This window comes from Dyella sp., assembly GCF_051954575.1.
In the GTDB taxonomy this organism is placed as follows: domain Bacteria; phylum Pseudomonadota; class Gammaproteobacteria; order Xanthomonadales; family Rhodanobacteraceae; genus Dyella_B.
The window spans coordinates 47,879-68,996 of record NZ_JBQCHP010000007.1; the positions used below are offsets into that span (position 1 = coordinate 47,879).

Annotated in this window: 17 protein-coding genes, 1 rRNA gene, 1 pseudogene and 1 riboswitch; of the genes and pseudogenes, 4 read left to right on the forward strand and 15 right to left on the reverse strand. The window is 63.0% G+C overall.

Annotated elements, in window-relative coordinates; genetic code table 11:
* Nucleotides 1-45: 45 nt before the first annotated feature.
* From rpoH to maiA, 3 genes are all read right to left on the reverse strand, one after another.
* The gene (rpoH, locus tag ACTHNE_RS00995) at nt 46-903 is read right to left on the reverse strand and encodes an RNA polymerase sigma factor RpoH (protein ID WP_324943302.1); all 858 of its coding nucleotides are present in this window, start codon (nt 901-903) and stop codon (nt 46-48) included.
* A 217-nt stretch (nt 904-1,120) separates the two neighbouring features.
* Entirely contained in the window at nt 1,121-1,834 is a 714-nt protein-coding gene (ung, locus tag ACTHNE_RS01000) for a uracil-DNA glycosylase (protein WP_324943305.1), read from the reverse strand.
* A gap of 66 nt (nt 1,835-1,900) precedes the next feature.
* Nucleotides 1,901-2,560 (reverse strand): maleylacetoacetate isomerase, encoded by a 660-nt coding sequence (maiA, locus tag ACTHNE_RS01005; protein ID WP_324943311.1) that lies wholly within the window; start codon nt 2,558-2,560, stop codon nt 1,901-1,903.
* A gap of 126 nt (nt 2,561-2,686) precedes the next feature.
* Between maiA and ACTHNE_RS01010 the strand changes: the two genes are divergently transcribed.
* Entirely contained in the window at nt 2,687-3,865 is a 1,179-nt protein-coding gene (locus tag ACTHNE_RS01010; protein WP_440268344.1) for a phosphoglycerate kinase, read from the forward strand.
* A 94-nt stretch (nt 3,866-3,959) separates the two neighbouring features.
* Here ACTHNE_RS01010 and ACTHNE_RS01015 read toward each other — a convergent pair whose 3' ends face one another.
* The 8 genes and pseudogenes from ACTHNE_RS01015 to metF all read right to left on the reverse strand — a co-directional run bounded on the left by ACTHNE_RS01015 (nt 3,960) and on the right by metF (nt 13,219).
* Nucleotides 3,960-4,553: an alpha-ketoglutarate-dependent dioxygenase AlkB gene (locus ACTHNE_RS01015; protein ID WP_324943318.1), complete on the reverse strand. Its 594-nt coding sequence runs from the start codon at nt 4,551-4,553 to the stop codon at nt 3,960-3,962.
* 6 nt (nt 4,554-4,559) lie between these two features.
* Entirely contained in the window at nt 4,560-7,637 is a 3,078-nt protein-coding gene (locus tag ACTHNE_RS01020; protein WP_324943321.1) for an error-prone DNA polymerase, read from the reverse strand.
* Nucleotides 7,634-9,034 (reverse strand): Y-family DNA polymerase, encoded by a 1,401-nt coding sequence (locus ACTHNE_RS01025; RefSeq protein WP_440268345.1) that lies wholly within the window; start codon nt 9,032-9,034, stop codon nt 7,634-7,636. Before ACTHNE_RS01025 ends, ACTHNE_RS01020 begins: the two co-directional genes overlap by 4 nt.
* A gap of 174 nt (nt 9,035-9,208) precedes the next feature.
* A pseudogene (imuA, locus tag ACTHNE_RS01030) lies at nt 9,209-9,820 on the reverse strand (translesion DNA synthesis-associated protein ImuA); the annotation flags it as partial.
* The gene (gene lexA / locus ACTHNE_RS01035; RefSeq protein ID WP_324943327.1) at nt 9,820-10,440 is read right to left on the reverse strand and encodes a transcriptional repressor LexA; all 621 of its coding nucleotides are present in this window, start codon (nt 10,438-10,440) and stop codon (nt 9,820-9,822) included. The gene lexA and the pseudogene imuA, both read right to left, overlap by 1 nt.
* Before the next feature lie 144 nt (nt 10,441-10,584).
* A complete protein-coding gene (locus ACTHNE_RS01040; protein WP_324943330.1) occupies nt 10,585-11,502 on the reverse strand; it encodes a branched-chain amino acid transaminase in 918 nt (305 codons plus the stop codon).
* A 288-nt stretch (nt 11,503-11,790) separates the two neighbouring features.
* Nucleotides 11,791-12,363, reverse strand: coding sequence for a DUF4124 domain-containing protein (locus ACTHNE_RS01045; RefSeq protein WP_324943333.1), 573 nt, complete (start codon nt 12,361-12,363; stop codon nt 11,791-11,793).
* Nucleotides 12,364-12,394: 31 nt separating this feature from the next.
* The gene (gene metF, locus ACTHNE_RS01050; RefSeq protein ID WP_440268346.1) at nt 12,395-13,219 is read right to left on the reverse strand and encodes a methylenetetrahydrofolate reductase [NAD(P)H]; all 825 of its coding nucleotides are present in this window, start codon (nt 13,217-13,219) and stop codon (nt 12,395-12,397) included.
* 215 nt (nt 13,220-13,434) lie between these two features.
* Between metF and ACTHNE_RS01055 the strand changes: the two genes are divergently transcribed.
* A complete protein-coding gene (locus ACTHNE_RS01055; protein ID WP_324943340.1) occupies nt 13,435-15,096 on the forward strand; it encodes an APC family permease in 1,662 nt (553 codons plus the stop codon).
* Between the two features lie 84 nt (nt 15,097-15,180).
* Here the strand turns inward: ACTHNE_RS01055 and ACTHNE_RS01060 are convergent, their stop codons facing one another.
* Genes ACTHNE_RS01060 through metX form a run of 3 tightly spaced genes read right to left on the reverse strand, consistent with a single transcriptional unit; the run spans nt 15,181 to nt 18,508 of the window.
* Nucleotides 15,181-16,263 (reverse strand): homoserine dehydrogenase, encoded by a 1,083-nt coding sequence (locus ACTHNE_RS01060; protein ID WP_414649749.1) that lies wholly within the window; start codon nt 16,261-16,263, stop codon nt 15,181-15,183.
* Complete coding sequence (metB, locus tag ACTHNE_RS01065) at nt 16,260-17,468, reverse strand: cystathionine gamma-synthase (protein WP_324943343.1); 1,209 nt, start codon at nt 17,466-17,468, stop codon at nt 16,260-16,262. The genes ACTHNE_RS01060 and metB overlap by 4 nt, the downstream gene beginning before the upstream one ends.
* Nucleotides 17,469-17,470: 2 nt before the next feature.
* Nucleotides 17,471-18,508: a homoserine O-succinyltransferase MetX gene (gene metX / locus ACTHNE_RS01070; RefSeq protein WP_440268347.1), complete on the reverse strand. Its 1,038-nt coding sequence runs from the start codon at nt 18,506-18,508 to the stop codon at nt 17,471-17,473.
* Nucleotides 18,509-18,593: 85 nt separating this feature from the next.
* A riboswitch (SAM riboswitch) is annotated at nt 18,594-18,709 on the reverse strand.
* A gap of 199 nt (nt 18,710-18,908) precedes the next feature.
* On the opposite strand from metX, the gene ACTHNE_RS01075 reads away from it, so the two are divergent.
* Nucleotides 18,909-19,925 (forward strand): cysteine synthase A, encoded by a 1,017-nt coding sequence (locus ACTHNE_RS01075; protein ID WP_324943349.1) that lies wholly within the window; start codon nt 18,909-18,911, stop codon nt 19,923-19,925.
* An 80-nt stretch (nt 19,926-20,005) separates the two neighbouring features.
* Nucleotides 20,006-20,878 carry a DUF5672 family protein gene (locus ACTHNE_RS01080; protein ID WP_324943352.1) on the forward strand — a complete coding sequence of 291 codons (873 nt, stop codon included), beginning with the start codon at nt 20,006-20,008 and terminating at the stop codon, nt 20,876-20,878.
* 152 nt (nt 20,879-21,030) lie between these two features.
* Here ACTHNE_RS01080 and rrf read toward each other — a convergent pair.
* A 5S ribosomal RNA gene (rrf, locus tag ACTHNE_RS01085) occupies nt 21,031-21,118 on the reverse strand; the annotation flags it as partial.

Here is a 21,118-nt window from a genome sequence, read left to right on the forward strand (position 1 = left end):
GGCCTCCGCGAGGGAGGCCGTTTGCACGAGCGTGTGAATGCCGGCTCAGGCCGCAAACAACGCGCGCATCTTCTTCATCGCGTTGGCTTCGACCTGGCGGATGCGTTCGGCGGAAACACCGTACTCATCGGCAAGATCCTGCAGCGTGGCCTTTTCTTCATTGAGCCAGCGGCGCTGGATGATGTCGCGCGAGCGTTCGTCCAGTTTTTCCAACGCGCTGGAAAGGGTTTCCAGCTGGTTGTCGGTCTGGTCGGCGTCGGCGACGTTCTGGTAGGGATCGGCGCCATCGTCGATCAGGAACGCTTCCGGTGCCGGCTTGGCGTCTTCTTCGGCATCCGCCGGCGCCTCGAAGCCGATGTCGCGGCCGGACAGGCGCGATTCCATCTCGCGCACGGTAGCTTCCGGCACACCGAGATCCTTCGCGACCATGCGTACTTCCTCGGCGTTCATCCAGCCCAGGCGCTTCTTGCTCTTGCGCAGGTTGAAGAACAACTTGCGCTGCGCTTTGGTGGTGGCCACCTTCACAATGCGCCAGTTGCGCAAGATGAATTCGTGCATCTCCGCGCGAATCCAATGTACGGCAAAGCTGACCAGGCGCACGCCCTGGTCCGGGTCAAAACGCTTGACCGCCTTCATCAGGCCGATGTTGCCCTCCTGGATGAGGTCGGAGAGCTGCAAACCGTAGCCGTTATAGCCACGCGCCACGTGGACCACGAAACGCAGGTGCGACATCACCAGTTTGCGGGCGGAAGCCAGATCGCTCCCCTCAAGGTATCGGCGTGACAGGTCCTGTTCTTCTTCCTGGCTGAGCACCGGGATGCGGTGCACCGCCGAGATGTAGGCATCCAGGCTGCCAACGACGCTAGGAACCGGCAAATTGGCCGTCACCAAGGCTTGGGACATGTTGGAACCTCCTAAAGATGGGGTGGAGCTTAGCACTCTGGCACTTGGAGTGCTAAAGGCACCGGCGAGTTCCGGCGCCTTTTATGTACCGAATAGTACACGAATCCCGGGCGCTTGTCCATGTGGGGTGGATGCCCGGCGAAGGGGTTTCAAGCATGACTTCCGGGGAGTGAATACGCGGTCTCGAAATTGCCAGCATCCCGTGGGCGGCCCGCGGCTAGCCAGCCGCCTCCAGTTGCGCTCGGGGCGGCAGGGACCAGTCGACAGGCGCCTGCCCGTGCGCCTGCAGGTACCGGTTGGCGGCCGAAAAATGCCCGCAGCCGAGAAACCCCCGATGCGCCGACAGCGGCGAGGGATGCACCGCTTTCAATACGGCATGCCGGCGAGTATCGATGAGCTGACCTTTGCGCTGCGCATAGGAACCCCACAACATGAAAACGATGCCCTCACGCTCGCGGTTGAGCGCATCGATGGCCGCATCGGTAAAACCCTCCCAACCTTTGCCCTGGTGCGAGGCGGCCAGCCCGCGCTCCACGGTGAGCACCGCGTTGAGCAGCAGCACGCCGCGGTCGGCCCACGGCGTCAGGCAGCCGTGGTCGGGCGGCGCAATGCCCAGGTCACGCGCGATTTCCTTGAAGATGTTCACCAGCGACGGCGGCGCAGGTACACCCGGGCGTACCGAGAAGCACAAGCCATGCGCTTGCCCCGGGCCGTGGTACGGATCCTGTCCCAGGATCACCACCCGCACCGCATCGAACGGCGTGTGCTGGAACGCATTGAAGATTTCCGGCCCCGGCGGATAGATCACCTTGCCCGTGCGTTTCTCCGCACGCAGGAATTCGGACAACGCCCGCATCTCGGGGCGTTGCAGGTAATCGCCGATACGGTTTTTCCAGGAAGGCTCGAGCCTGATCCGCTCTTCGTCGCTCATCGGGACAGCATGCTGTTCGGTAGCCATCTATGCATGATAACGAGTGGGTGGAGCGCCGTATGCGACTTATCTCGGCGCGTCGGGCTGCTGCTCCGGCATCGCCTGCTGGAATGCTTCCAGCTCCGCACAGGCGGCATCGATGCGCCGGATCGTCGGATAGTCGTCCGGCGACATATTCCAGCGCCGCGCGTTGTACACCTGCGGCACCAGGCACAGATCGGCCAGGCCCGGCGTATCGCCGTGGCAATAGCGGCCGGTGTGCTTGCTGCTCGCCAGCATCGTTTCCAGTGCCTGGAAGCCGACGCTGATCCAATGCCGCATCCAGCTGCCTTTGCGTTCGTCATCGGCATCGAATTGCGCGCCGATGTGTTGCAGTACGCGCAGATTGCCGAGCGGATGGATGTCGCAGGCGACCATCTGCGCCAGTCCACGCACGCGAGCGCGCCCCGCCGCGTCGGCCGGCAGCAGCGCCGGCTGCGGATGGGTTTCATCGAGGTATTCGACGATGGCCATGGATTGCGTGATCACGCGATCTCCATCGACCAGGGCCGGCACCAGTTCCTGTGGATTGATCGCCACGTAGCCGGGCGAATGTTGCTCGCCGCCGTTGTGCAGCAAATGCACTGCCCGCGTTTCGTAACGCAAACCCTTTAGATTCAGCGCAATGCGTACGCGGAAGGCGGCACTGGATCGCCAGTAACTATAGAGAACGAGGCTGGAGGACATGAGCCGATCCGTGGAAAGGAAGCCTAAGTTTATTCCCTTCACTGTTTGCATCGCCGCAGGGCGGGCGGGAAAATACGCAGTTCCGGCCTTTGTGCCCACCTTGTCCAAGCTGCCAGGAGTTTTCCCGTGACCATCACCCGCATGAGCGACCTCGACCTGCGCGGCAAGCGCGTGCTGATCCGCGAAGACTTGAACGTGCCGATCGAAAACGGTCGCATCACCTCCACGCAGCGCCTGGACGCCTCGCTGCCCACCATCAAGGCCGCACTCGCCGCCGGCGCCAAGGTGATGGTGATGTCGCACCTGGGTCGTCCGAAGGAAGGCCAGTTCGATGCCGAATCCTCGCTCGAACCGGTGGCCAAGTGGCTGGGCGAACACCTCGGCAAGCCGGTGCGCCTGGTTGCCGATTATCTCGGTGGCGTGGAGGTGGCCGAAGGCGAAGTGGTGGTGCTGGAAAATTGCCGCATGAATGTCGGCGAAGGCAAGGATGACGAAGCGCTGGCCAAGCAGTACGCCGCGCTGTGCGACGTCTTCGTCATGGATGCCTTCGGCACCGCCCATCGCGCGCAGGCGTCCACGCATGGCGTGATCAAGTTCGCGCCGGCCGCCGCGGCAGGCCCCTTGCTCTGCGCGGAACTGGATGCACTCGGCAAAGCGCTGGAACATCCCGCGCATCCGCTGCTGGCGATCGTCGCTGGCTCCAAGGTGTCGACCAAGCTGACGTTGCTGGAAAACCTGATCGGCAAGGTCGACCAGCTTATCGTCGGCGGCGGCATCGCCAATACGTTCATTGCGGCGATGGGCCATTCGGTCGGCAACTCGCTGTACGAGCCCGACCTGCTGCCCGCTGCCAAGAAAGTGCTGGCCGACGCCAAGCGTCGCGGCGCCGAAGTGCCGATGCCGGTGGACGTGGTGGTGGCGCCGGAATTTTCCGCGCACGCACCGGCGACGGTCAAGGCGGTGGATCAGGTGAAGGACGACGAGATGATCCTGGATATCGGTCCTGAAACCGCCAGGTTGTACGCCGAACTGATCGCCAAGGCCGGCACGGTGGTGTGGAACGGCCCGGTCGGCGTATTCGAATTCGATGCATTCGGCAAAGGCACGGAAGTGCTCGCGCATGCGGTGGCCGACTCCAAGGCGTTCTCCATCGCCGGCGGCGGCGACACCCTGGCCGCGGTGGACAAATACGGGATCGAGGACAAGGTGTCCTACATCTCCACCGGCGGCGGCGCGTTCCTGGAATTCCTGGAAGGCAAGGAGCTGCCGGCGGTGGCGGCGTTGAAGGCGCGGGCGGCGAAGTAATTTCGCGAAGCGGCGATGATGACGATATAGGTTGGGGTGCAAACCCCAACGTCGTCATGCACGCATGTTTCGGTGTTGGGGTTCGCACCCCAACCTACCATTTTTTATTCTCGCGCTCCGGCCGCACCCGAAACGCCACGCTGATCCGCATTCCCACCGGATGATGCAATTTCGGAATGCTGTGGTCGTAATGCAGCTGCGCGTTCCAGCCCATCAACAGCAGGCTGCCGGCTTCCAGTTCCAGCTCCGTCTTCAGCCGCGGTGGTTTCTTGCGCTGGATCACCATGGTGCGCGTCGCGCCCAATGACAGCAGCACGATCGGCTGGTGCGGGATCAGCTCATGCAGCTTGTCGTTATGCGGCGCCACACTGTCGTGCTCATCGCGATAGCAGTTGAGGCCAATGCTGTTGAACGGCGCATCGACGTGCTGCTTCACCACCGCCAGCGCATCGCGCAGCACGTTCGGCAAACCTGGTTTGGCGATGGCGTAGTGGCAATGCAGGCGTGGCACGCCCACCAGGCGCTCGTACATCATGCGCGTGCTTTCGTGCCAATCGCCCTCCTCCCGCAAGCTGTTGAACCAGGATGCCGCCAATGCGGGCGTTATGACTTCCGGAAAATAGGTGATCGGTCCGGTAACGTCATCGGCAATCCTTTGCACGCCTTGTTCGAAAAGTAGCGTTTGCATAGTGCCTCAATGAAAGTCGCGCGAACGCGCATCCAGATCCGCCAGCAGGTGGCTGAGATCGCGCAGCCGTCGCGCAATCAGGTGGCTTACGCCGTCGACAGCCTCCCAGCGCCCCTCGATCGCCAGCAGGCGCGCCTCCAGATAGGGGCGGCGCTGGGTTTGCGCGATGTGACTCCACACCACGACGTTTACGTTGCCGAATTCATCCTCGAGGGTAATGAAGGTGACGCCGCTCGCCGTCTGCGGCTGCTGGCGTTGCGTCACCAGACCGACGGTACGCACCTGCGATGCATGCGGCCGCTTTTGCAGGCTGCGCGAATCGAGATATTTTTCCGCGCGCAGGCGACTGCGCAGCAGCTTCAATGGATGCGGCCCGAGACTCAGTCCACTATGCGCGTAATCGGCCGTCATGTTTTCGACCGTCGTCGGTAGCGGCAGTGCGACATCCTGCTCGCGCGGACTGGCGCGACCGAACAACGGCAGTTGCGCTTCCACGCCCGAGGTGAGCCATAGCGCGCGATGGCGATGACCGGCCAGGCCACGCAAGGCGCCTGCATCGGCCAGCAGATCCTGATGACGCCGGTCCAGTTCGGCGCGTGTGCAAAGATCGACTACGTCGTGGAAAGGCGCGAGCTTGCGTGCATCGGAAATACGCAGCGCGACCTTCTCGCTGCAACCCCGCAATAGGCGCAGGCCCAAACGCAAGGCCAATCCTTCCTTGCTGTGCTCGTCGGCCTCCAGCGTGCAATCCCATTCGCTGTAGCGCACATCCACCGGACGTACGCGAACCTTGTGGCGTTGCGCATCCTGCACGATCTGACTGGGACCGTAAAAACCCATTGGCTGGGCATTGAGCAAGGCGCACGCAAAGATGCCCGGCTCGTGGCATTTCAGCCAACTGCTGGCATAGGCGAGATTGGCGAAGCTGGCGGCGTGGCTTTCGGGGAAGCCATAACTGCCGAAGCCTTGTATCTGCTTGAAGATCTGTTCGGCGAATGCTTCCGTGTAGCCGTTTTTCAGCATGCCACTGATGAGCTTGTCGCGATGTTTTTCCATGCCACCGTGGCGCTTCCATGCCGCCATCGCGCGGCGTAACTGATCGGCTTCGCCTCCCGTATAGCCCGCGGCCACCATGGCCAGTTTCATCACCTGCTCCTGGAACAGCGGCACGCCCATGGTGCGCTCAAGCACCGGGCGCAAGGCTTCGGATGGGTAGGTGATGTCCTCTTTTCCATGCCGACGCTGCAAGTAGGGATGCACCATGTCGCCCTGGATCGGTCCTGGACGCACGATCGCAATCTGGATCACCAAGTCGTAGTAACTGGCCGGCTTGAGCCGCGGAAGCATCGCCATCTGCGCGCGGCTTTCGATTTGGAAGACGCCGATGGTGTCCGCGCGCTGGATCATCTTGTACGTTGCATCATCATCCGGATCGATCGTCGCGATATCCACCGTTCTGTGACGATGCTTCGCCATAAGATCGAAACATTTGCGCAGGCAGGTCAGCATACCGAGCGCCAGGCAATCGACCTTGAGCAGACCCAGGGTGTCCAGGTCATCCTTGTCCCACTGGATAATGGTGCGATCGGGCATGGCGGCGTTTTCCACCGGCACCAGTTCGTGCAGCGGCGCGTCGTGGATCACGAAGCCGCCCACGTGCTGGCTCAGATGGCGTGGCTTGCCGAGCAGCTGCACGGTCAGCGACAGAAGCTTGCGCATCACGGGCGCATCCGGATCGAAACCTTGCTCACGCAGGCGGTCATGCAGGGAAGCATCGCCGAGGCGGAAGTAGCAGCGGCCGAGTTTTTCGATCTGGTCTTCGGGCAATCCCAACGCCTTGGCCACGTCGCGCACGGCGCTCTTGCTGCGATAGCTGATCACCGTGGCGGCAATTGCGGCACGCTCGCGGCCGTATTTGTTGTAGACGTACTGGATGACCTCTTCGCGCCGTTCGTGTTCGAAATCGACATCGATATCGGGCGGCTCGTCGCGTTCCACCGAAATGAAACGTTCCACCAGCAATTTCACCTTCGCGGGGTCAGCATCCGTCACGCCCAACGCGAAACATACGATGGAATTGGCCGCGGAGCCGCGACCCTGGCAGAGAATGCGTTGGCTTCGTGCGTAACGCACGATGTCGTGCACGGTAAGGAAAAACGCTTCGTATTCCTTTTTCTCGATCAGTCTCAGCTCGTGCTCGATGGTGGTTTGGATCTCCGCCGGCACGCCTTGCGGCCAGCGCCATCTGGAACCTTCAGCCACCAGCTGACGCAGCCATTGCATGGCCGTGCAGCCTTCCGGCACCAGCTCGGCGGGATAGCGGTAATGCAGATCCCTTTTCAGATCGAACGTGCACCGCTTGGCGATACGCACGCTTTCGTCCAGCAACGCTTTCGGATAGATCGTTTCCAGCGTGGCGCGCCGTCGCAAGTGACGTTCGCCATTGCGGAACAATAGATCGCCTGCCTCGGCGATGGTCTTGCGATAACGGATTGCCGTCATCGTGTGCTGCAGCGGCAGGCAGCGGCGGATATGCATATGCACGTCGCCGCTTGCCACGCGAGGCAGATGCAAGGATTCGCCCAGGATTTCGAGCTCGGCCAGGCGCGCATCGTCATCGCCATCGCGATGCAGCTCCACCGCCAGCCAGGCGCGATCGCCGAATATGTGCTTCACCCATGCGCCCTGTTCGCGATCCGGTTTGCGCACGGGAATCCATAGCGCCAGCGTGCCAGGTGCCCCATCGGCGAGGTCTGTTCTGAGCAGGCGATATTCGCCTTTCTCGGATGCGCGTCGTCCCTTGGTGATCAGGCGGCACAGCGAAACATAGCCTTGCTTGTTTTCCGCCAGCAACACCAGCTTGGGGCCATCTTCAAGCTGGATTTCCGTGCCGACGATCAATGGCACTTTGCTATCGCGCGATGCCTCCCAGGCGCGCACGATGCCGGCGAGCGAGCACTCGTCGGTGATCGCCAGTGCGGTGTAGCCGCAATCGTTGGCGCGTTCGAACAGTTCGCGCGCGCTGGAGGCCCCGCGCTGGAACGAGAAATCCGACAGGCAGTGCAGTTCGGCGTAGTCGCTCATGCAAACCACCCGTGCAGCATCCAGCCGCTCTGCTCGCCCGGTGCGCAATAGACCCACGCGCGCTGGCCTTGTTCCGTTTCGACGATGTAGTAGTCGCGGCGCACCGTATCGTCGTCCCACCAACCGGTTTCCATGCGCTCGGGACCGGCGAGGATGCGCAGCGCACCGCGTAAAGGGATGGGCTGATCCAGCAGCCACGTGGGGCGAGCGCGTGGCTCGATAAAGCCTTCATCCTGCTCGGCGATGCGTTGCGAATGCTCAGGGCGTGGGTCGATGGTGATGCCCAGGCGATAGACGGCGCGATCACCGAGCCGCGCGCGCAGGCGTTCGCGCAACTGCTCCAAAGGCAGCGCGTTGGCGGGGCGTTCGTCGAACAGGTCGCGGCCGGCCGGTACGAAGCCGGGCAAGTCATGGGCGATCAGGCGCAGCGACAATACCGGCGCGGAAAGTTGTATTTGCTCGAGGCGACCGCGCGCCGCTTCGAACAGCACGTTGGCATCGCGCTCGGGCGAAAGCATGCCGACCGGCACCTCGGTGGCCGCGTTGTCGCGATGCTCCAACCGCAAGGCAAAACGCTGCACGCCACCATCGCGGCCGGAGAGATACGCCGCGAGGTCGCCGGTCATGCGCTTCAACGGAAACACCAGGGCGGCGATGTTTTCCACTTCGTGCGACAGTTCGATGCGCCAATCCACCGTATCGGGCGGCATATACAGATCCAGCCCCGCAGGTATACGGCCCAGCAGGCGATCGATGGCTTGCAGCAGTTCCGCACCGAAACGCCGCTGCAAACCATCGCGCGGCATGCGCAGCAATGGCCCCACCTGGCGGATGCCCATGCGCGGCAGCGCATCCACCGCCTGCTCGGGCAAATGGCTTTTCTGCAAGGGCACGGCATCGAGTGCGCGCTGCATGGTTTCTTGTGTAAGAACCGCCATGCCATCGCTCACGCCGGCAAGCACATGCGCGGCATGCGGCGTAGGTGCCGCGGCGATGCGATGACGGAAACCAAGCTCGGTAAGATCGCGGCGCAGGCTGCGTTCGATAGCCGGCCAGTCACCCAAAAGGCGGCGGCTGCGACTGATTTCCAGCACGATGGCATGCGGCAGCAGCGCCACTTGCGAGCTGTAGCGATAAGCGACACCCGCCAGGAAGCGTTGCCAGCGATCCGCATCAGCGGGGTCGTAGGGAATCGCTTCGAACTGCGCCAGCAAGGCTTGCGCGGCATTCAAGCGCTGACCGACATGCAAACCTGCGCGTTGTGCCGATGCATTCGCCGCCACCACGCAGCGTGCGTTCGCCGGGCCATCCACCAGCACCAGCGGACGGTCATCGTCGCGACGGCGGAGGACACCATCCAGTGCCAGGTACGGCAAGCTTATGCAGGTCCACAACATGCGCCGTCACCATCACTCCCCGCTCGTGCCGAGAGTGGGGAATTTCACTATGCCCTCGCCTGCTTGCAGGAGAGGACCAGGATGGAGTTCGTCGTGGACTTGGGAGGCTTCACCCCACCCCAGCCCTCCCCTGCTGCACGCAGGGGAGGGAGTTGTCTGCGGCGAGTCGTACATGCGCAGCAAGTCAATGGGCTGCGCGGGTGCGTTACCGCCGCGACATTTGCGTATCCATAGTGATGGCTGCGGTTTGGCGGTGAATTCCAAACGCAACGCCGCCGGCGAAGCATTCGCCAGATAGCGACTGTCGCGAAACACGAATGCCAAGGCACGCCCGGTATCTGCAGCGACTTGCAAGCGTCGCAGGCTGCGATCGTCCGCCTGTTGCGGCCATGCCAGTACGGCGGCGCAACTGCCGGATCGCAGGCATTGTTCGGCCGCCCACAGCACGTGTTTTTCGTCCGCCTCGACGATGTCCACGCGCTGCAGATCCACGCCCTGCTGCCGCCAGCCCATCGCGCATGGCGCATACGGCGGCGCGATCAGCATGATGGGACGCTGCCCTTGCGTGAGCCGTGCAAGCGTCGGCAACAGCAGGCGCAGTTCACCGATGCCATCGGCAGGCAGCAGGATTTCGGTCAGCGAGGCTTCCGGCCAACCGCGCGCCGGCAAGGCGGCATCCAGCAGCGGCCAGCCGGTGGAGTGCCCGCCTTCGGTCGGCGGCTGCGCCCGACCGCGCCAGACCTGCCGGGCATCCAGCAGGTTGGACAAGGCGACCACCGTGCCCATCAGACACCCCTCACCAGACCTGCGAACAATCCTTCGATGGCAAAGTCTTCGGTGGGATCCGGATCGATCGGCTGGTAGCCGGGGCTGTTCGGCAACAGGCGGATCACCTCGCCTTTCCAGTACAGCCGCTTGATGGTGAAGCGATCGCCCGCCACGCGCGCCGCCACCACTTGGCCATGGCGCGCAACGGGCGTGGCATGCACGGCGACCAAGTCGCCATCCAAGATGCCTTCGTCGCGCATGGAGTCGCCGATCACCCGCACCAGGTAATCCGGCTGCAGGCGGAACAGCCAGCGCGACACGCGCAGGCTGCGTTCCACGCGGGATTCGGAAAAGATCGGCTCACCCGCGGCGATACGCCCGATCAGGGGCAGGTCCAGCGTATCGGCGGCGAGGGGGTCTTCCTCCCGCACCAGCCGGATGCCGCGCGAACGGTTGGGTTCAATCACCAGTCGGCCTTTCGCCTCCAGCGAGCGCACATGCTTGAGCACCGCGCTGACACTGGCGATGCCCATGGCCTGGCCGATTTCCTCCAGCGTGGGCGCCTCCCCGCCCTGCTCCAGCCGCTCGCGGATGAAGGCGAGGATGTTGAGCTGGCGGCTGGTGAGCTGGAGGGTCATGGGCTACATCTTTTCACCTTTTTGGGTGAAAATGAAGTGGCCTAGCCCCGCTCCTGCTCAGCTCGTAGGTTGGGGTACAAACCCCAACGTCGTAATACATGTGCAGATGGACGATGTTGGGGTTTGCACCCCAACCTACAGGCCTCAGACCGGCTCCAGCCAGCCCCACTTGTCCTGGGTCTTGCCGTTGAACAGCCCGAAATAAAGCTCCTGCAGCCGGCGGGTGACGCGCCCGGCCTTGCCGCTGCCGACCTGCTTGCCGTCGATCTCGCGGATCGGGGTGATTTCGGCGGCGGTGCCGCACATCAGCACTTCGTCGGCCAGGTACAGGTATTCGCGCGGGATGTCGCGCTCCACCACCTCGATGCCGTCCTCGCGCGCCAGCACCTTGATGGTGTCGCGGGTGATGCCGGCGAGGATGGAGGAACTGGCCGGCGTGGTATGCAGCACGCCATCGAACACCAGGAACAGGTTTTCGCCCGCGCCCTCGCTGAGCAAGCCGCTGGCGGCCAGCGCGATGCCTTCGCCAAAGCCCAGACGGCGCGCCTCGCGTGCAACCAACTGGCCGGAAAGATAATTGCCGCCGGCCTTGGCGCCAGCGGGAATGGTGTTCGGCGCGAAACGCTGCCAGCTCGACACGCAGGCGGTGATGCCTACTTCCAGCGCTTCCGGCCCCAGGTACGGACCCATCGGCCAGCTCGCCACGGCGACGTCGATCGGCGTTTCGGCAGAAAGCCCGAAGCCACCCAGGCCGCGATACGCCACCGGGCGCAGGTAGGCGGCGGAAAAGCCGTTCTTGCGGATCACTTCGCGGCACGCCGCCGCCAGTTCGTCCTGCGAATACGGCAGCACCATGTCATAGATCTTGGCCGAGAGGTACAGGCGCTTCAAATGATCGGTGAGACGGAAGATCGCCGCGCCTTCCGGCGTGACATAGCTGCGGATGCCCTCGAACACGGACGAGCCGTAATGCAGGGCGTGCGACATCACGTGCGCGGTGGCGTCTTTCCACGGCTTGATGTCGCCGTTCTGCCAGATCCATTCGGGGTACTGCTGGGCCATGGGGCAATCTCCGTTGGGGACCGCCCATGATAACGGGCCGAAGCTTTCGACACCTTTCGTCGGGAATGGCGTTAGGGATGCTCTGATCTATTCCACGCACCCAGCATGACCTTCAGAAAGCTCGCAGGATGTGTTGCGCGACGCAGGGCAGACTGGCCGTCTGTTCCTCGCTCCTCAAAGCCGCACAGCCTGCGGGCCTTCTGGAGGTCACCCCCCCCGCATATAAATTCAATACGTTGGGGCCGCACTGTATGCGGTGACGGGTGCGTGGAATAGATCAGGGCATCCTTAGCTTCGCGGCTGCAGCCACACGCATCCGGAACGATGCACTACGTCGAAACGCGTTTGCGTGCTGGCGCCGCTGCCATCGTCCGATTCGGTCCGTACCAGCAGTGTTTCGCCATGTGCAGGCGCCGGACTCGGCGACGTCGATAGCGAAAGCGAGGATGCGTCCTCGCCATCGCCGGCGGCTGATGCACTTTTGACGTCGATCAGCGGGCGCGACATCAGCCGGGTGAAGTAACGAATGCCGGCCACCACTTCGTCCTTTCCATCGCCGTTCCACAGCGTCACACCGGCAAGGCGATTGGGATTGCGCTCGGCGAACGCATCGATCACCGCTTGTTTGAGCTGCTTCAGATCCGCCGCGCATGTCACCGCAGGCGGCTTTGAGGTTTCCGCTGGCGCAGGTGTACTCATTGCGGGCGCCGGCGCCGGCAGAACAGGCGTGGCATTCACATCGGAACAATTGCGATCGGTGAAGACCGGAATGCCGTTCGTACCCATGCAACGATGGATGCCCTGCGCGCTGGCGCAGACCGGCAACAACAACAGTAACAGCAGCAGGCAGAGGACACGCATCGGCCAAGCATAGCCCGGTGCGCGCGATGCATCAGTGCAGTTGATCAAGCACCGCGCGCGTCGCTTTCGCACGGTTCAGCGTGTAGAAATGCAAGGCCGGCGCGCCGCCTTCCAGCAGTCGACGGCACAGCTGCGCCACCACTTCCGCACCCATCGCGCGGATCGAGTCCACGTCGTCGTAATAGGCCTGCATGCGCTTGGCGATCCAGCGCGGAATCTCCGCACCGCACGCATCGGAAAAACGCTTGAGCTGGGCGTAATTGGAGATCGGCATGATGCCCGGCACGATCGGTACGCTGACGCCCATGCGGCGCACGTCATCGACGAAACGGAAATAGGCATCGGCATTGAAGAAGTACTGCGTGATCGCGCCATTGGCGCCCGCATCGACCTTGCTTTTGAAATGCCGCAAGTCGGCCTGCACGTCTTCCGATTGCGGGTGCATTTCCGGATATGCCGCCACTTCGATATGAAAGTGATCGCCGCTGTATTCGCGGATGAACCGCACCAGCTCGGCGGCGTAACGGAAATCGCCCGGCGTGGCCATGCCCGAAGGCAGGTCGCCGCGCAGCGCCACGATGCGCCGGTAGCCGGCGGCGCGATACGCATCGAGCAGTTCGGCGATTTCCTTGCGCGTGCCGCCCATGCATGAAAGATGCGGCGCCACGTCCAGGCCGTGCTGCTGATGCAAGCGCGCTACTGTTTCGCTGGTATAGCTCAGGGTGGAGCCGCCGGCGCCGAACGTCACCGAGACGTACTCGGGCTTGAGCGCCTTCAGCTCTTTCGCCGCCTTGTCGAGCTGGGCGCGCTGTTCGTCGGTTTTGGGCGGGAAGAATTCAAAGCTGATGGCCGGCATGGCTTGGGTCCTTGCGTTACTCGGGCAAGTATATATCTCTTATTCGAGATGAAAAGATATAACACGCCATCCCTTTCGCCGACTGGCCGGCCAGTGCCTTCCGATACCAGCGACCGGCCTCGGCACGGGCTGACACTGCATATGCCGGTCTGTCATCATCGCCGGATTGTGTCGCCCGCACGGCGGGTGCTCGTATGGCTTCAAGGGAGTACTCGATGTCTTCTTCCAACGCGATCCGCCGCGACGTAGGGCCGTTCGCCCTGATGCTTACCGGCCTGGGTTCGATCATCGGCTCGGGCTGGCTGTTCGGTGCGTGGAAGGCGGCCGGCCTGGCCGGCCCCGGCGCCATCTGGGCATGGGTGCTGGGCGCGGCGATCATCATGACCATTGCGCTGACCTATGCGGAACTGGGTGCGATGTTTCCCGAATCCGGCGGCATGGTGCGCTACGGCCATTATTCGCACGGCTCGCTGGTCGGCTTTATCGCCGCATGGGCGAACTGGATCGCGATCGTGTCGGTGATTCCGGTGGAAGCAGAAGCTTCGGTGCAGTACATGGCGTCTTGGCCGTGGGCTTGGGCGCAGGATCTGTATCACGTGACCGATGGCGTGGGTGAATTGAGCCACACCGGCCTGTACATCGCGGCGGTGCTGGTGATCATCTACTTCCTGCTCAACTTCTGGAGCGTGAAGCTGTTCGCGCACTCCAACACGGCGATCACCGTGTTCAAGCTGGTGGTGCCGGCGGCGACCGGCCTGGCGCTGATCGCCAGCGGTTTTCATCCTGAAAATTTCTCGGTCGGCATCCATGGCGGCGGTCATGCGATCGATTTCGCCGCAGTGCTCACCGCAGTCGCCACCGCGGGCATCGTCTTCAGCTTCAATGGTTTCCAGAGTCCGGTGAACCTGGCCGGCGAGGCGCGCAATCCGGGGCGCAGCATTCCGTTTGCGGTGGTCGGCTCGATCCTGCTGGCGACCGTGATCTACGTGATCCTGCAAGTGGCCTATCTCGGCGCGGTGCCGCAGGATCTGCTCGCCAAGGCGGGCTGGCACGGCATCAATTTCCGCTCGCCGTTCGCGGAGCTGGCGATCATCGTCAATCTGCATTGGCTGGCGATGCTGCTGTATGTGGACGCCTTCATCAGCCCGAGCGGCACCGGCATGACCTATACCGCCACCACCGCGCGCATGATCTACGGCATGGAGCGCAATGGCACGCTGCCGAAGATCTTCGGCCACGTGCATCCGAAATGGGGCATCCCGCGTCCGGCGATGTGGTTCAACCTGGTGGTGTCGTTCCTGTTCCTGTTCTTCTTCCGCGGCTGGGGCACGCTGGCGGCGGTGATTTCGGTGGCGACGATCATTTCCTATCTCACTGGGCCGGTGAGCGTGATGACGTTGCGCCGCACCGCCACGGAATTGCACCGCCCCCTGCGCGTGGCAGGCTTGCCGGTGCTGGCTGGCGTCGCCTTCGTCATGGCGACGGAGCTGCTGTACTGGGCGAAGTGGCCGCTGACCGGCGAGATCATTCTGCTGATGGTGGTGGCGTTGCCGGTGTACCTGTATTACCAGGCGAAATCCGGCTGGCACGATTTCGGCCGGCACTTGAAGGGCGCTTGGTGGCTGATCGTCTATCTGCCGGTAGTAGCGTTCGTGTCGTGGGCTGGCAGCACCACGTTCGGTGGGCACGGTTATCTTTCTTACGGCACCGATCTGATCGTCGTTGCGGTCATCGGCTTGGTGTTCTACCTGTGGGGCGTGAAGTCCGGTTGGCGCACGCCTGCAGTGGAAGCTGCGCGCGGCGAAGCGCATGTGCATCCGGACCTGCCACTGGTGCCGCCGGATGAAGACACCGCCGAACGCATCGTGCGAGGTTGATGCGCGAAAGAATATAGGTTGGGGTGCAAACCCCAACCAACGTCGCGATGCATGTAGATGGCAATGCTGGGGTTGCACCCCAGCCTACAACGCCAGAATATCGCCCAACAACGCTTGGGCGGTGACCTCCGGGCCTGCACCCGGCCCTTGGATCACCAGCGGTTGCGTGTGATAACGCGTGGTGGTCAAGGCGAACTGATTGTCCGTGCCATACAGGCGCGCGGCGGGATGAGTAACTGGCACTTCAGTGATACCCACGCGTGCGCGTCCACGTTGATTCAAGCGCGCCAGGAAACGCAGCGCCTGGCCGCGCGAATGCGCCGCTTCATGTAGCGCTGCCAGCGGCCCGTCCAATTCTTCCAGGCGTTCCAGGAAGGCTTCGGTGGAAAGATCGCGCAAGCTTTCGGGTACCAGGCTTTCCACCACGACCTCGTCATGGCCCAGGGCGAAGCCCGCGTTGCGGGCGAGGATCAGCAGCTTGCGCGCTACATCTTCACCGGAAAGATCGGCGCGCGGGTCCGGCTCCGTGTAACCGAGCTTGCGCGCTTCGCGCAGCAACTCGGAGAACGGACGGCTGCCATCGTACGTGTTGAACAGATAAGACAGCGAACCGGAGAACACGCCTTCCAGTGTCAACAGCGCATCGCCGCAATCGCACAGGCGACGCAGCGTGGAAAGCACCGGCAAGCCCGCGCCGACAGTGGCCGAATCGCCGTAGCGACCACCTGCCGCACGCGCGGCCTGCAAGGCGCGCCACCCGGAAAGATGCCCGCCGGCCAGCGATTTGTTCGCCGTGACCACGTGATAGCCACGCGCCAACCAATCGGCATGACGCGAAGCCAGTTCGCCGGATGCGGTCGCATCGACGATGACTTTCAACGGTGCGGGATGCGCATCGAGTGCAGACAGTAGCGCTGCATCGTCGCGTGCCGAACCTTCGCGTTTCAGGCGCTCGCGCAGATCGCGTGCTGCCAATTGGGCCGCCTCCGTCTGCTGCTTGCGCGAATTAGCTGCGCCAACCAGATGCAGGCGTTTTGCGACCGGCGTGCATAGCAGCTTCAGAAACGCGCCGCCCACCACGCCGGTGCCGAGCAGTACCAGCGCGGCTTCCTGTGGCACGACCGGCATGTTTTTGGGAACAGACGCCTCGGCCAGCACCGCACTCATGCAATCACCCGGCGTTTCGAAGCGTTTTCAGTCACCGCTAGTGCACGCTGCAGCCCCGCATCCAGATCGCGCAGCAAGTCATCGCCATCTTCGATGCCGATCGACAGCCGCAGCAGCGTATCTGCAATGCCGGCAGAGCGACGCGCTTCGGGCGCCATCGCGGCATGCGTCATCGAGGCAGGATGCGCAACCAGGCTTTCCACGCCGCCGAGCGATTCGGCCAGTGAGAAGAAATGCAGGCCATCCACGAAGGCTTCGATCTGCGGAACATCGCCATGCAATTCGAAACTCAGCATGCCGCCGAAGCCTTGTTGCTGCCGCGCAGCCAGCGCGTGGCCGGCATGGTGTTCCAGACCCGGGTAATACACATGGCGCACAGCATCGTGCTGGTCCAGATAGGTGGCGATACGTTCCGCGTTTTCCTGGTGCTGGCGCAGACGCACGCCGAGTGTGCGCAGGCCGCGCAAGGTGAGAAAACTATCGAACGGCGCGCCGGTAAGGCCGTTGCAATTGCCCCACCACCTCAGCTGTTCGGCAACGGCCGCATCGCGCGCAACGACGGCGCCGCCAACCACATCGCTATGCCCGTTGATGTACTTGGTGGTCGAATGCACCACGATGTCCGCACCCAGCGCAAGCGGCTGTTGCAGCGCGGGCGACAGGAAGGTGTTGTCCACCACCACCAGCGCGCCGACAGCATGCGCGGCGTGCGCGACATGGCGGATGTCGGTAATGCGCAACAGCGGGTTCGATGGGGTTTCCACCCACACCAGCGCAGGCTTCAGCGCCAGGCCTTCGGCAAGCGCGTGGTTGTCGGTGAGATCGACGAAGCGCACGCTGAAGCGACCTTTCTTCGCCCAGGCATCGAGCAAACGCCAAGTGCCGCCGTAGCAATCGTGCGCGGCGAGTACGGTGGCTCCCGCAGGAACCAGTTCCAGTGCGAGAGCCACCGCGGCCATGCCGCTGGCCGTTACGACGGCACTGGCGCCCTGCTCCAGCTCGGCTAACGCATTGCCGAGCAGATCACGCGTAGGGTTGCCGCTGCGCGAATAGTCATAGGCGCGCTTGCCGCCTAGGCCGGTGAAGCTGTAGTTGGTAGAGAGATGCAACGCCGGCACCACCGCGCCGTGCTGCGTGTCCGATTCGATTCCGGCACGTACGGCGCGCGTGCTGGCAGTGGCTTCCTTGGTGATATCGGCGCACATAGTCAAGCTCCACAACGGCTGGGGACGGCCTGGCGCAGCAGCGGCGCCAGTTTGTTGGTTTCTTTCAGGAAGGCGTCATGACCGTATGGCGAATCGACGACTTCCAGCGTAGCCGATCCACGCAGGCGGCGCTGCAGTTCGCACAGGTCGGCCAGTGGCACCAGGCGGTCAGAAGGAAAGCCGATCAGGGTGGCGGGCGTGGTCACGGCTTCGGGCGAAATGTCGTGCAAATCGATCGACTCGGACAGCGCAAGAAACCGGTTCAGATCGAAACGCTCGACGAAACGGCGGCCCGCGTGTTCCAGGTAATCCTCGACCGGGAAATGGAAACGGCCGTCGCGATAGTCCGGCGTTCCATCGAAGCGGCGCGCGAACTCCTCGCTGCCGCGATAAGTCGTCATGGCCAGTTGGCGAGCGAGCGAAAGCGCTTCGTCGATCTGGCCGGAGGCCTGGCCAAGACGCAGGATCTGCCGCTGGATCGCGCGCTGCGCGGTAGCCATCGGATGGGCGCGATGCGCGCCGGCCAGCAAAACCAGCTTCTCCAGTTTGTCCGGGTGGCGGGCGGCAAAGGCAAGCGCGGTCATTGCGCCATAGGAAGAACCAATGAAAGCAGCGACGCGGCCAATGCCGAGCGCATCGACCAGGGCGGCCAAGGCATCGGCCTGGTCTTCGCTGGAGATCGCGCGCGGGCTGTGCTCGAAATCGGCCGGCGTCAGCCAGTCGATGCTGAGCACGCGGCAATGCGCCAGGTCGATCGCCTGGCCGTGTCCCACCAGCTCCGACCACCAGCCCGGCTGGTCCTGGTCGATGCCGGCCACATGGCGATCCGCAGAGATGCCACCTTGCACGATGACCGTCGGCGCATCCGCCGCACCCGTCCACTGATAACGCACGTCCACATGGCTGATGCCATGGCCGTATTTCGGCTGCAAGGCGAGGCGGCGGGAGCTGCGCTGCCCGGTCAGCGTGCTACGCGAATGCAAGGACACGACCACGGCAGTGGGGCGATCTTCAAGGGAGGAATTGGCGAGCTGGGGCATCTTGGGTTCTCCGTTTACATCGCCCTGCGGAGAACCTTTTGAAGAGTTGTCGCCGGATACACCATGCATCGCATGGTTTGACGACACCCCATCTCTCGGTCGGCGCCGAAGCGCCCCGCAGGAGTTAGCACCGTTACAGGATTGCTCCTGCAGGTTGCCCCGGCTTCAAAGGGCCTGTCCCTCAGCCGGTCTCGATGAGTGGAATCGACTATACAGACGGCATTTTTGAGCGTCAATGGACGTATAGACGTCTAAACGTAAAAACAGCTCTAAAGAACCGCGTATTTGAGCCATATGGGAAATGACCATATGTCGGCAATATGGCCCGGGGCGAGCGGGTGGCAGGCCGGTGAGGTCGAGGTATCCTCAGGCCTTCCACCGCGGGGCGTCAGCGAAAACCATGACCATCAGACCCGATTTGTCCTCAGCCGTCGGCCATACGCCTTTGCTGCACCTTCGCCATATTTCGGAGCTGACCGGCTGCCAAGTGCTGGGCAAGGCCGAATTCCTTAACCCGGGCGGCTCGATCAAGGACCGGACGGCCCTGGGGCTGATCCTGGACGCCGAGTGGAAGGGCCTGCTAAGGCCGGGCGGCACGATCGTGGAAGGCACCGCCGGGAATACCGGCATCGGCATGGCCCTGATTGGCACGAGCCGCGGCTACCGGACGGTGATCTTCATGCCCGATACGCAAAGCCGCGAAAAAATCGATGCCTTGCGGGTGGCCGGCGCGGAAATCCGGCTGGTTCCAGCGGCGCCCTTCAAGGATCCCAAACATTACGTCCATATCGCCCGCGCCTATTGCGAAAGCTTGAACGAGCAGGCGCCCGGCCGCGCGTGGTTCGGCAACCAATTCGACAACACCGCCAATCGCGACTGGCACGAATCGACCACTGCCGTGGAGATCTGGGAGCAGACGGCAGGACGGATCGATGGTTTCGTCTGCTCGGCGGGCACCGGCGGCACGCTTGCCGGCGTGGGTCGGGCACTGAAGGCGCGCAAGCCAGGGGTGACGATCGCACTGTCCGATCCTGGCGGCTCGGCGCTGGCCAACTACATCAATCATGGCGAGCTGATCGCCGAAGGCGGTTCGATCAGCGAGGGGATCGGTTCCAGCCGCATCACGGCGAATTTCCAGGATGCGCCCATCGACATGGCCTGGTCGATTCCGGATCAGGAATCCGTACCGCTGTTGCATCAATTGCTGCATGAGGAAGGTTGGTGCGTCGGGGGTTCCAGCGGCGTCAACCTGGCCGGCGCGATTCGCCTGGCGAAAGCGCTCGGGCCGGGGCATACCATCGTCACGGTATTGGCCGATGCGGGTACGCGTTACCAGGCCAAGCTGTTCAATCCGCCGTTCCTGCGCGAGAAAGGCATCCCGGTACCGGAGTGGCTGCAGCAGTCGTTCGGGGGATGATGCAGCAGGCATTGCAGGTCATCGGTATGTACTAACATGGCGGCCGGAATGCAGAGCAGCCATGGGAAAGCCGCTATACGATGAGTTCGGCCGCGTTCGAAAGGATCACCATCGTTTCCGTTAGCGGCCTTCCGGACGCCACCGGCGCGGTACGTTCCCTTGCCTGGTGCCAGCAGCAGATGCCGGGCGCGCGCGCATTGCTATGCAGCCCATTGGCACCGGCGGATCTTCCTGCATCGATCGAATGGCGCGCGATCCAGGCGATGAACTACCACGAATACAGCTGGTTCATGCTGTTCGCACTGTGGCGCGTGGTGGAAACGGAATTCGCGCTGATCGTGCAGGACGATGGCTGGGTGCTCAGTACCGACAACTGGCACGACGATTATTTGCAATACGACTATGTCGGCGCGCCCATCCACCTGGCGCACGTCGACGCGCCTGACGGCGCACGCTGGGTCCGGCAATTCGCCTGGTGCGAGGACATGGGCCGACCGGGCTACACCGTCACTCCGGTGCTCAACGGCGGTTTCAGCCTGCGCAGCCAACGCCTGATGCGCGCCCTGGTTGAACATCCGGACATACGCGTGTCGATTCCCCCGCCAGACCTGATCTCGGACGATCCATTGCGGATGTATTGGCACAACGACGTGTTGCTGGAGGATGTGCAGCTGTCCGGCGTGCTTCGTAGTGCACTGGAAGCCAAGGGCTTGCGCTTTGCGCCGCTGGATATTGCCGCGCGGTTTGCCATCGAGCACGCCGGAGCGGTCCATCACGGCATGGATGCGTTGAGCATCTTCGGTCATCACTCCAAGCTGCGAAAGCTGGCAAGCATCCAGCCGCCTACCATCCGGTACACGATTTCGCATGCCGAGGCGGGCGAGTTGTATGGCGAACTGGATCTGGCCGAAATGTTCAGGCGCCGCGGTTATCAGGTCGAATTTGCCGACTGAGCACAGACGTATGGTGTACGACTGGTCAATGTATTGACCGGCTTCCTCGATGCAAAAGCCGCTTTCGCGTTCGCGGGCATAACAGGCAAAACTCAGCATCGCCGCAAAGCAAAACGCCTTCCCGGATGGGAAGGCGTTTTAAGGAAAAAAGCCCCTGGCGGTGACCTACTCTTGCATGGGCAATGCCACACTACCATCGGCGCAGCTGCGTTTCACTTCCGAGTTCGGGATGGGATCGGG